Raw genomic sequence first — 11,189 nt, 5'->3', positions numbered from 1 at the left:
GGGGACGACATGCTCATCACGGACGACTTCCTGCCGGTACCGGTGCCCGAGTCGCTCGACGCGACGTACCTGGTGCCGATCACCGGCCTGCCCAAGGTGAGCCCGAAGACCGCCGTGGAAGGGCTGGCCGGGCGGCTCGCCGAGCCGGTGCACGGGCTGGCCCGGCAGATGCTCGACAGCCCGCTGATGACGGTGGACACCCGTACCGTCGACGAGTTCCCCGAGCTGCCGCCGGACCTGCTCACCGCGTTCGGCGCCACCGAGGAGCAACTGGCCCGGTTGGCCGCCGCCACCCACCTGGTGGTGGTGCAGGCCGAATACCGGCCGGGCTGGCCGCCCGCGCACGAGTGGGCCGCCCGCGCGGTGGCCGCGGCGGTCGCCGAGACGGTCGGCGGGGACGTGGTGGACGTCTTCGGGCTCCAGTTCCTCGACCCGGCGGCGGCGCTGCGCTCGCTGCCGGACGAGCAGGGCCGGATCCGGCTCGTCGACTGGGTGCTGGTGCCCTACTCCTCGGACTCCGACGGGCTCTGGTTCACCACGAAGGGGCTGCGCCGGTTCGGGCTGCTGGAGTTGCAGGCGCAGGGCGTGCCGGACCACCTGACCCGGGCGTGGGGCGCGGTGATGACCGGCGCGGCCCGGCGGCTGCTGCGGGACTGGACCGACGGGCTGGCCGGCGAGGAGGTTCCGGCGTTCGTGCAGCTTCCGGTGCTGGCCACGGTGACCGGGCACGACATCGCCGTGGCGTACGGCAATCCGGAGCAGCACGGCGCTACCGCGCCGGTGCTGCTGCGGCTGGAGCTGGACCCGGCCACCGACCCGGACGCCGACTCGTTCCTGAGCCTGAATCCGCCGCCCGGGCACCCGGGTCCGCCCGGCCGCTACTTCGCCGCCGCCTGCGCGACGCTGTTCAACGGCATCCAGCCGGACGTCCGCTACACCCGCACCGGTGACGCGATGAGCCGCGCGGTGGAGACCGCCCGCGCCGCGCTGGGCGACATCCGGGCCCGGTTCCTGGCCGGGCGGCTGCCCGAGGAGAGCCAGCTCGTGGTCAAGTACGGCCTGCCCGGCGACGACGGCCCCGAGTACGTCTGGGCCGGGGTGACCTCGTGGGACACCCCGGAGCGGATCGTCGGCGCCAGCGCCAGCGACGCCAACACCGACCCGAGCGTGCGGATCGGCTCGCCGGTGGTGGTGGAGGCGTCGGACGTCGTCGACTGGGCGGTGCTGGACGGCACCGGCGTGCTGGAGGGCGGCTGGACGCAGGCGGTGCTCGACGCCGGGGAGCGCGGCGAGCACTGACCCGCGCGGCTCAGCGCACCGAGGGCTTGACGAACGGCGGCCTGGTCAGGCGCATCCGGGCGCGGCGGCCACGGATGTCCACCTCCAGCTCCTCGCCGTCGGGCAGCTTCGGGTCGGTGTCGACAAGCGCCAGCGCGACGCCCTGCTTGAGCGTCGGGCTGAACGTGCCGCTGGTGACGGTGCCGACCTGCCGGTCGCCCGCGTACACGGCCATGCCGGGGCGCGGGATGGCCCGGTCGACGGCGGTGAGGCCGCGCAGCGTACGGGCCGGGCCGGCGGCCTTCTCGGCGCGCAGCGCGTTGCGACCCCAGAACGCCGCCTTGTCCCAGCCCACCGCCCAGCCGGAGCGGCCCTGCACCGGGGTGATCTCCGGGGACAGGTCCTGCCCGTGCAGCGGGTAGCCCATCTCGGTGCGCAGCGTGTCCCGGGCGGCCAGGCCGCAGGCGCGTACGTCGTCGGCCGCGGCGAAGATCGCGTCCCAGACGGCGACCGCGTGCTCGGACGCCACGACCAGCTCGTAGCCCAGCTCGCCGGTGTAGCCGGTGCGGCACACCGTCAGCTCCACCCCGTCGAGCGTGGCGGTGGAGAAGCTCATGTAGTCGTGGCCGGTGGGCAGGCCGAGCGCGCCCAGCAGCTCCGCCGAGCGCGGACCCTGGACCGCGAGCACCGCGTACGCCTCGTGCTCGTCGGTGACGGTGACGCCCTCGGGCGCGGCGGCGCGCAGGCGGCGGGCGACCTCGGCGGTGTTGGCCGCGTTGGGCACCAGGAAGACGTGGTCGTCGGCGTGCAGGTAGGCGATGATGTCGTCCACCACGCCGCCGGTGGCGTCGTCGCAGCAGAGCGTGTACTGCGCCTGGCCGGGCGCGATCCGGCCGAGGTCGTTGGTGAGGCAGGCGTTGACGAAGTCCGCCGCGCCCGGCCCGATGACCCGGATCTTGCCCAGGTGCGAGACGTCGAACACGCCGACGCCCTCGCGGACGGCCGTGTGCTCCTTGAGCACGCCGCCACCGGCGTACTCCAGCGGCATCTGCCAGCCCCCGAAGGGGGCGAACTTCGCGCCGAGCGCGGTGTGCCGCTCGTGCAGCGGGGATCGGCGCAGCCGGGTCTCGGCAGCGTCGGAGGTCACCTCGGTCATGGGTGGCAACTTACCGGCCCGGCCCGCTGTGGTTAGCATCGGCGGGATCCCGTCGGCACGCATCGGCGGGACAGCCACGCCTCCCGGCGGGTAGGTTGCCGCCGGAGACACCTTCATCGCCGGTACGCGACGACGCGGCCGGCCCGGCCCGCCCGGAGTAGCTTTCGTGACATCGCCCCGCACCACCCTCAGCCTGGTCGACACCGACCCCGCCGAACTCGCCGTCGACGCGATCGTGATCGGCGTGCACAGCCAGACCACCGAGCCGGGCAGCGGCGCACCCGCCCACGCCCTGCTGCTGGCGACCGGCGGGGAGAGCATCGCCGCCGCGTTCGACGGAAAGCTGACCGAGACGCTGGCCCTGCTCGGCGCGACCGGTGGCCCGGGCGAGGTGATCAAGCTGGCCACGCTGGGCACGGTGACCGCGCCGCTGGTCGTGGCCGTCGGCCTCGGCCCGGAGCCCTCGGGCGCCGCTCCGGCCCCGGAGTCGCTGCGCCGGGCCGCCGGTGCCGCGGTGCGGGCGCTGGCCGGCGCCCCGCGCGTCGCCCTGGCCCTGCCGCTGCCCGACGACGCCGACGCCCCGGCCGCGCTGCGCGCGGTCGCCGAGGGCGCGCTGCTGGGCGGCTACCGGTTCGCCGGCTACAAGACCAAGCCGCAGCCGGCCCGGCGCGAGCCGGTGGCCGAGGTGCTGGTGGCGGTGCCGGACGCGGCCGACGCGACCGCCCGGGCCGAGATCGCGCGGGCGCAGGCGGTGGCCGGTGCCGTGCGGACCAGCCGGGACTGGGTCAACACGGCGCCGAACGAGCTGCGTCCCCCGGCGTTCGCCGACGTCGTCTCCGCCGCCGCCCGTGAGGCGGGCCTGGAGGTCGAGGTGCTGGACGAGGCGGCGCTGGCGGCCGGTGGTTACGGCGGCATCCTCGCCGTCGGCCAGGGCTCCGAGGCCCCGCCGCGACTGGTGAAGCTCACCTGGACGCCGGAGGGCGGCGGCAACGGCAAGCGGGTCGCGCTCGTCGGCAAGGGCATCACGTTCGACACCGGCGGCATCTCGATCAAGCCGGCGCAGGGCATGTGGGAGATGAAGTCGGACATGGCCGGCGCGGCGGCGGTCGGCGCGGCCATGCTGGCGATCGCGGCGCTCAAGCCGTCGGTCACCGTCACCGGCTACCTGCCGATGGCGGAGAACATGCCGTCGGGCACCAGCTACCGGCCGGGCGACGTGATCAGCATGTTCAACGGCAAGAAGGTGGAGGTGCTCAACACCGACGCCGAGGGCCGGATGGTGCTGGCCGACGCGATGGCGCGGGCCTGCGCGGACGGCGCCGACTACCTGTTCGAGACCTCCACGCTGACCGGCGGGCAGGTGATCGCGCTGGGCAAGCGGATCGCCGGTGTGATGGGCACCCCGGAGCTGTGCGAGCGGGTGCGGGTGGCCGGTGACGCGACCGGTGAGCCGGCGTGGCCGATGCCGCTGCCGGATGACGTCCGCAAGGGCATGGAGTCGGAGGTCGCGGACATCTCGCAGGTCAACGCCGGGATGGACCGGGCCGGGCACATGCTCCAGGGCGGCGTGTTCCTGCGCGAGTTCGTCACCGACGACGTGGCGTGGGCGCACATCGACATCGCCGGCCCGGGCTACCACTCGGGCGAGGCGACCGGCTACTGGACCAAGGGCGGCACCGGCGTGCCGGTGCGTACGCTCGTGCACCTGGTCGAGGACGTCGCCGCCAACGGCTGACCGACGCGTACGGCAAGGGGCTCCCGGCGTTGCCGGGGGCCCCTTTCGCGTGACCTCAGTACAGCTCCGGGCGGCGCTTGCGGCGCTCGTTGTAGTCGCGCATCCGCTGCGGATAGCCCATCAGCCGCACGTCGTAGATCGGGATGGCGATCCGGTGCGCCCAGCGGCGGGCCTCGTCCGGCCCGCCGACGCGCCGCCGGGTCCACTCGCCGTCGTCGGCGATCAGCATGATCGTGGTCTCGGTGACAGTCGTACGCGGCTCGATGTACGCCTCGACGCCCTTCCGGGTCCGGACGAAATTCTCCAGATGGTCCAGATCGGCACGGTCGGCGGCGCGGTCGCGGCTCGCCGGGGCCGCCCGCTTGCGTCGTCGGAACAGCCCCACCGAATCCACTCCTCCCCCACCGCCGTCATCGAGAACGGTGCCAAGGGTACGTGTCACCGACGTGTCGTTGGGCACCTCGGTACGCGCCCGGTCCGTGGTGGTGACAAGATGACCGAGGTGGGGTGTGCCTGTTACTCCGCCGTAACCCCCGATGCAGTGACGCGACCTGGGAGTTGGATGTGAGCGAGCCGAACGACACGACCTTCGACATCGTCATCCTCGGAGGTGGTAGCGGCGGCTACGCGGCGGCGCTGCGTGCCGCCCAGCTGGACCTCTCCGTCGCGCTCATCGAGAAGGGCAAGCTGGGCGGGACCTGCCTGCACAACGGGTGCATCCCGACCAAGGCGCTGCTGCACGCCGCCGAGATCGCCGACCAGACCCGCGAGTCCGAGCAGTTCGGCGTGAAGGCCGAGCTGGTCGGCATCGACATCACGGCGGTCAACTCGTACAAGGACGGCGTGGTCTCCCGCCTGTACAAGGGCCTCCAGGGCCTGGTGGGCAGCAGCAAGAAGATCACCTTCGTGGCGGGCGCCGGCAAGCTGGTCGGCAAGAACGTCGTCGAGGTGGACGGCAAGCGCTACACCGGCCGCAACGTCGTGCTGGCCTCCGGGTCGTACGCCAAGAGCCTGCCCGGCCTGGACATCGACGGCGAGCGGATCATCACCAGCGACCACGCGCTGACGCTGGACCGGATCCCGTCGTCGGCGATCGTGCTCGGCGGCGGCGTGATCGGCGTCGAGTTCGCCAGCGTCTGGAAGTCCTTCGGCGTGGACGTGACCATCGTCGAGGCGCTGCCCCGCCTGGTCGCCGCCGAGGACGAGGAGTCGTCGAAGGCGCTGGAGCGGGCGTTCCGCAAGCGGAAGATCAACTTCAAGGTCGGCAAGCCGTTCGAGAAGGTCGAGAAGACCGACAAGGGCGTGAAGCTGACCATTCAGGGCGGCGACACGGTCGAGGCCGAACTGCTGCTGGTCGCCGTGGGCCGCGGCCCGAACACCGCCGGCCTCGGCTACGAGGAGCAGGGCGTCAAGATGGACCGCGGCTACGTGCTGACCGACGAGCGGCTGCGCACCAGCGTGCCGAACGTCTACGCCGTCGGCGACATCGTGCCCGGCCTCCAGCTCGCGCACCGCGGCTTCCAGCAGGGCATCTTCGTCGCCGAGGAGATCGCCGGGAAGACCCCGGCCGTGATCGACGAGGCCGGCATCCCGCGTGTCACCTACTGCGACCCGGAGCTGGCGTCGGTCGGCCTGACCGAGGCGAAGGCCAAGGAGCAGTACGGCGCCGACAAGATCAAGACCTACAACTACAACCTGGGCGGCAACGGCAAGAGCCAGATCCTCAAGACCGCCGGCCACGTGAAGCTGGTCCGGGTGGACGACGGCCCGGTGGTCGGCGTGCACATGGTCGGCGCCCGGGTCGGTGAGCTGATCGGCGAGGCGCAGCTCATCTACAACTGGGAGGCGTACCCGGCCGAGGTGGCGCAGCTCGTGCACGCCCACCCGACGCAGAACGAGGCTCTGGGCGAGGCGCACCTGGCCCTGGCCGGCAAGCCGCTGCACGCGCACGCCTGACACGACAACCGCGGCGTCCGGCGACGGGCGATGATCCCACCAGGGGAATGAAGGAGTCTGGAGAACATGCCGGTATCGGTCACCATGCCCCGGCTCGGCGAGAGCGTCACCGAGGGCACCGTCACGCGCTGGCTCAAGCAGGAGGGTGACACCGTCGAGGTCGACGAGCCCCTGCTCGAGGTGTCGACCGACAAGGTCGACACCGAGATCCCGTCCCCCGCGGCGGGCGTGCTGAGCCGGATCGTGGTCGGCGAGGACGAGACCGCCGAGGTCGGCAGCGAGCTGGCGGTCATCGCCGGCGAGGGCGAGGACGCGGGCGCGGCTCCCACCGAGGAGGCCGAGCCGGCCACCGAGCCGACGGCCGCCGCCGAGGGCACCGGCCCCGAGCCGGAGCAGCAGGCCGAGCAGGCCGCCGCCGAGCCGGGCGCCGAGGCCGAGCAGCCGGCCGTCGAGGAGCCGGCCCAGCCCGCCGCGTCGTCGGGCGAGGGCACGCCGGTGACCATGCCGGCCCTGGGCGAGAGCGTCACCGAGGGCACCGTCACCCGCTGGCTCAAGCAGGTCGGCGAGACCGTAGAGGTGGACGAGCCGCTGCTGGAGGTCTCCACCGACAAGGTCGACACCGAGATCCCGTCGCCGGTCGCCGGCACGCTGCAGGAGATCAAGGTCGCCGAGGACGAGACCGCCGACGTCGGCGCCGTGCTGGCGATCGTCGGGGTGGCCGGCGCCGCGCCCGCGAAGGCGGAGCCGAAGCCCGAGCCCAAGCCGGAGCCCAAGGCCGAGGCGAAGCCCGAGCCCAAGCCCGAGCCCAAGCCGGAGCCGAAGGTCGAGGAGCCCACGCCGGGCGCGTCCTACAACGAGCCGGCCGCCGAGGCGGAGCAGGCCGCGCAGCCTGCCAAGGCCGAGGCGGCGGCTCAGCCGTCCGCGCCGGCCGCCGCGCAGCGCCCGAGCGTCCCGGCCGAGTACGGCGAGGACGCCGCCGGGTACGTGACGCCGCTGGTGCGCAAGCTCGCCGCCGAGCACGGCGTGGACCTGGGCTCGATCAAGGGCACCGGCGTGGGTGGCCGCATCCGCAAGCAGGACGTGCTGGAGGCGGCCGAGAAGGCGAAGGCCGCCAAGCCGGAGCCGGCCGCCCCCGCGCCGGCCGCCAAGGCCGAGGCCCCGGCCAAGCCGGCCGCCAAGCCGGAGCCGAGCGCCAAGCGGGGCACCACGGAGAAGCTGCCGCGGATCCGGGCCACCATCGCCAAGCGGATGCAGCAGTCGCTGCACGAGACGGCGCAGCTGACCACCGTCGTCGAGGTCGACGTCACCAAGGTCGCCAGGCTGCGGGCGCGGGCCAAGGACTCGTTCCAGGCCAAGCACGGCGTGAAGCTGTCCTTCCTGCCGTTCTTCGCGCTGGCCGCGATCGAGGCGCTCCAGACGTACCCGATCATCCAGGCCAGCATGGACCTGGACGGCGGGACGATCACGTACCCGGCCGCGGAGCACCTGGGCATCGCGGTGGACACCGAGCGCGGGCTGCTCGTGCCGGTCATCCACAACGCCGGTGACCTCAACATGGGCGGCATCGCGAAGCGGATCGCCGACCTGGCCGAGCGCACCCGGGCCAACAAGATCACCCCGGACGAGATGGCCGGGGCGACGTTCACGCTCACCAACACCGGCAGCCGGGGCGCGCTGTTCGACACCCCGATCGTGCCGTCGCCGCAGTCGGCGATGCTCGGCACGGGTGCCGTGGTGAAGCGCCCGGTCGTGGTCAACGACCCGGAGCTGGGCGAGGTCGTCGCGATCCGGTCGATGGTCTACCTGGCCATGTCGTACGACCACCGGCTGATCGACGGCGCCGACGCGGCCCGCTTCCTCACCGCGGTGAAGGAGCGGCTGGAGGGCGGCAACTTCGAGGCCGAACTGGGTCTGTAGATCCGAGACGGTAAGGGGGCGCGCGGCGACATGCCGCGCGCCCCCTTCGTCGTTTTCGCGGGTCAGCCGCGCAGGTGCTCCTCGGAGACGGTCCAGAGCTGCTCGGCGGCCTCCGGATCCCGGGCGTACGCGGCCCACCCGGTACGCGTGCCCGGCTGGTTCGGCCCGGCCTCCTGGCAGTCCTCGAAGTACCGGCCGCCGACGCCGTCGAGCAGCGGCGAGGTGGCGACCAGCACCGAGGTCGCCGCGCCCTGCTCCGGGGTCTTGAACGCGGCCGCGTTGCCGCTGCGCATCCGCGCCAGTTCCTCCTCGCTGATGTAGCGCTGGAGGTTGGTCCGGATCGCGCCCGGCATCAGCGCGTTGGTGTGGATGCCGTCGTCCGCCCAGCGGCGGGTCGCCTCCACCGCGAACAGCACGTTCGCGGTCTTGGACTGCCCGTACGCCAGCCACGGGTCGTACGGCCGCTGCCGGAAGTGGATGTCGGAGAACACCACCGGTGAGCGCAGGTGGGCCGCGGAACTGACCGAGACGATCCGCGCTCCGTCGGCCGCGGCGAGCGCCGGGCGCAGTCCGGTGGCGAGCGCGAAGTGGCCGAGGTGGTTGGTCGCGAACTGCATCTCCCAGCCCTGCTCGGTGCGCATCTCGGGCGAGGCCATGATCCCGGCGTTGTCGACGAGCATGTGCAACGGTCCGTCCCAGGTGCGGACGAACGCGGCCACCGAGGCGAGGTCGGCGAGGTCGAGCGGGGCGACCAGGATCCGGTCGTTGCCGGTGGTGCCGGTGATGTCGTCGGCGGCGCGCTGCCCGGCCTCGGTGTTGCGGACGGCGAGTGTGACGTCCGCTCCGGCGGCGGCGAGCGCGCGGGCGGTCTCCACGCCGATGCCGGAGGCGCCGCCGGTGACGACGGCCCGGCGGCCGGTCAGGTCCAGGTCGCGGACGACCTCCAGGGCTGTGGTCTCGGCGGAGAACGGGGTGGTGACTGGTGTCGGGGTTGTCATGGTCCATCCTTGTCGACGGCGACGCGGACCGATGTCCGCCCGCTACGATGAGAAGCGGAGGATCCTCCGTTACTCCGCCAGCATAACCGGAGGGGGCTCCGGTTACCGCGGTGCCGGGCCGGCGACCCGGCCGAGGGAGGAGGGCCCGTGCCCGACCGACCGCTGCGCGCGGACGCGCTGCGCAACCGGCAGCGGCTGCTGGACGCCGCGGTCCACGCGTTTTCCCAGGACGGCCCGGAGGTAACGCTGGACCGGGTCGCCAAGGAGGCCGGCGTCGGCATCGGCACGCTCTACCGCCACTTCCCCAGCCGGGAGGCGCTGATCGAGGCGGCGTACCGCAACGAGCTGGAGAAGCTCTGCGACGCCGCACCGGCGCTGCTCGCCGCCCAGCCCGCCGACGCGGCGCTGCGCGCCTGGATGGACCGGTTCGTCGACTACCTCGCCACCAAGCGGGGCATGGCCGACGCCCTGCGGCTGGTCATCGCCTCCGGCGCCAACCCGTACGCGCAGAGCCGCGACCGGCTGCTCGCCGCGCTCGGCGAACTGCTCGCGGCCGGTGCGGCGGCCGGTGTCGTACGCGCCGACGTGGCCGCCGCCGACGTGCTCGCCAGCCTCAGCGGGGTCTCTTTGGTGGCGGGCGAGCCGGACCAGCGCGCCCAGGCCGGACGCCTGCTCGACCTGCTGATGGACGGCCTGCGCCACCGGCCGGGCTGACCGAATCGGCCACCCGGCCCGACCTGCGCTGACAGACTCGGCCGGTGGGCTCGTACGGGTGGCGGGGACGCCTGGGACCGGCGGTGCCGGTGGCCCCCGGCGCCCGGGTCGACCGGTTCGAGATCTTCTTCGACCTGGTCTTCGTCTTCTCGTTCTTCATCATCACCCGGGCCACCGCGCTCCAGGTGACCGGCGGGGCGCTGCTGCACGCGCTGCTGGTCCTCGCCGTGCTCTGGTGGTCGTGGGTGGTGCACAGCGTGGTGGCCACCCGGGTACGCCTCGGCGAGGGCTTCGTCCCGGTGCTCATGACAGTCGGCATGGCCGCGCTGTTCACGTTCGCGCTGTCCCTGCCGCACGCGTTCCGCGACCCGCGCGGCAACGAGGCCGGGCCGATGGTCGCGGCGCTCAGCTACACCGTCCTGCGGCTGGTGCACCTGCTGCTCTACCGGCACGCCGTCCGGGACAGCCCGAACGAGCGCCGGCAACTGATCCGGTTCGCCCCCGAGGTGATCGGCAGTACCGCGCTGCTGCTGGTCGCCGCGCTGCTGCCGCCGAAGATCGACGACCTGTTCTCGGCCTCGGTGCTGCGGGACGTGCTGTGGGCCGGCGTCATCCTGCTCCAGTACGGCACCGGCATCCTCGCCGGCACCTGGGGCTGGGGTGTCTCGTCCGCCGAACACTGGACCGAGCGGTACGACCTCATCCTGATCATCGCGCTGGGCGAGTCGGTCATCTCCGTCGGCGTCGGCAGCAACCTGCTCGGCCAGCCGCCCACCTGGCCGGCCGTGGCGGCGGCGGTGCTCGGCATCTTCTTCACCGCCGCGCTCTGGTGGGCGCACTACGACATGGTCGGGCCGGCCGCCCGGATCGCGTTGCACGCCGCGCAGGACGGCCCCCGGGTGGCGATGGCCCGGGACGCGTACGCGTACCTCTTCCTGCCGATGATCGCGGGCATCATCCTGTTCGCGCTCGGCGCCGAGACGATCGTGCACGGGATCGCCGACCCGAACGTGCCGCCGAGCGAACCGGCGCACGGCCCGGGCGTGCCGCTGCTGTTCGGCGGCGTGATCTGCTACCTCTGCGGCAACATGTTGTTCCAGCTCCGCACCCTGCGCACGGTGAGCTGGACCCGGGTCGGCACGGTGCTGCTGCTGGGCGTGACCATCCCGGTCGCCGAGCGGGTGCCGGGGCTGGCCGCGCTGGGCATGCTGACCGCGATCACCGTGGGTATGGTGGCCGTCGAGGTGATCGTCTTCGCCGAGGGCCGGCAGGCGCTGCGCAAGCTGGTCTTCGAGGAACGCACCAGCCACGAGGCGCACGAGGCGGCCTGGCGGGCCCGTTGGCACGAGCAACCCGAGGACCGCGACGAGAACGGGTGAACCACCTGCCCGCCGCCCTCGTGATACCTGTCGGTCCCGCACCGGGGCCGCAGACG

The 11,189-nt window shown here is 73.2% G+C and carries 9 protein-coding genes; 6 read left to right on the top strand and 3 right to left on the bottom strand.

Annotation, left to right across the window (positions count from 1 at the left end; translation table 11 throughout):
- Nucleotides 1-9: 9 nt before the first annotated feature.
- A complete protein-coding gene (locus ACN27C_RS17045) occupies nt 10-1,299 on the top strand; it encodes a DUF2314 domain-containing protein (protein ID WP_252454193.1) in 1,290 nt (429 codons plus the stop codon).
- Between the two features lie 10 nt (nt 1,300-1,309).
- Here the strand turns inward: ACN27C_RS17045 and gcvT are convergent, their stop codons facing one another.
- The gene (gene gcvT, locus ACN27C_RS17040; RefSeq protein ID WP_422746722.1) at nt 1,310-2,434 is read right to left on the bottom strand and encodes a glycine cleavage system aminomethyltransferase GcvT; all 1,125 of its coding nucleotides are present in this window, start codon (nt 2,432-2,434) and stop codon (nt 1,310-1,312) included.
- Between the two features lie 166 nt (nt 2,435-2,600).
- Here gcvT and ACN27C_RS17035 point away from each other — a divergent pair, with 166 nt between their 5' ends.
- Nucleotides 2,601-4,169 (top strand): leucyl aminopeptidase, encoded by a 1,569-nt coding sequence (locus tag ACN27C_RS17035; RefSeq protein ID WP_120568735.1) that lies wholly within the window; start codon nt 2,601-2,603, stop codon nt 4,167-4,169.
- A gap of 55 nt (nt 4,170-4,224) precedes the next feature.
- Here ACN27C_RS17035 and ACN27C_RS17030 read toward each other — a convergent pair whose 3' ends face one another.
- Nucleotides 4,225-4,554, bottom strand: a complete 330-nt coding sequence (locus ACN27C_RS17030) for a hypothetical protein (protein WP_064448299.1) — start codon at nt 4,552-4,554, stop codon at nt 4,225-4,227.
- Nucleotides 4,555-4,733: 179 nt separating this feature from the next.
- Between ACN27C_RS17030 and lpdA the strand changes: the two genes are divergently transcribed.
- Both lpdA and sucB read left to right on the top strand, forming a co-directional pair.
- Entirely contained in the window at nt 4,734-6,125 is a 1,392-nt protein-coding gene (gene lpdA, locus ACN27C_RS17025) for a dihydrolipoyl dehydrogenase (RefSeq protein WP_121686037.1), read from the top strand.
- A gap of 66 nt (nt 6,126-6,191) precedes the next feature.
- Nucleotides 6,192-8,042, top strand: coding sequence for a 2-oxoglutarate dehydrogenase, E2 component, dihydrolipoamide succinyltransferase (sucB, locus tag ACN27C_RS17020; RefSeq protein ID WP_422746719.1), 1,851 nt, complete (start codon nt 6,192-6,194; stop codon nt 8,040-8,042).
- 62 nt (nt 8,043-8,104) lie between these two features.
- On the opposite strand, the gene ACN27C_RS17015 is transcribed toward sucB, so the two are convergent.
- Nucleotides 8,105-9,040 carry an SDR family NAD(P)-dependent oxidoreductase gene (locus tag ACN27C_RS17015; RefSeq protein ID WP_120568732.1) on the bottom strand — a complete coding sequence of 312 codons (936 nt, stop codon included), beginning with the start codon at nt 9,038-9,040 and terminating at the stop codon, nt 8,105-8,107.
- A gap of 147 nt (nt 9,041-9,187) precedes the next feature.
- On the opposite strand from ACN27C_RS17015, the gene ACN27C_RS17010 reads away from it, so the two are divergent.
- Both ACN27C_RS17010 and ACN27C_RS17005 read left to right on the top strand, forming a co-directional pair.
- Nucleotides 9,188-9,754 carry a TetR/AcrR family transcriptional regulator gene (locus tag ACN27C_RS17010; protein ID WP_120568731.1) on the top strand — a complete coding sequence of 189 codons (567 nt, stop codon included), beginning with the start codon at nt 9,188-9,190 and terminating at the stop codon, nt 9,752-9,754.
- A 44-nt stretch (nt 9,755-9,798) separates the two neighbouring features.
- On the top strand, nt 9,799-11,133 hold the full coding sequence (locus ACN27C_RS17005; protein WP_120568730.1) for a low temperature requirement protein A: 1,335 nt from the start codon (nt 9,799-9,801) through the stop codon (nt 11,131-11,133).
- Nucleotides 11,134-11,189: the final 56 nt, after the last annotated feature.

The organism is Micromonospora sp. WMMD1219 (assembly GCF_049315215.1).
GTDB lineage: Bacteria > Actinomycetota > Actinomycetes > Mycobacteriales > Micromonosporaceae > Micromonospora > Micromonospora tulbaghiae.
Note: the sequence above shows the minus strand (reverse complement) of the source record. Positions and strands in the feature narration are given on the sequence as shown.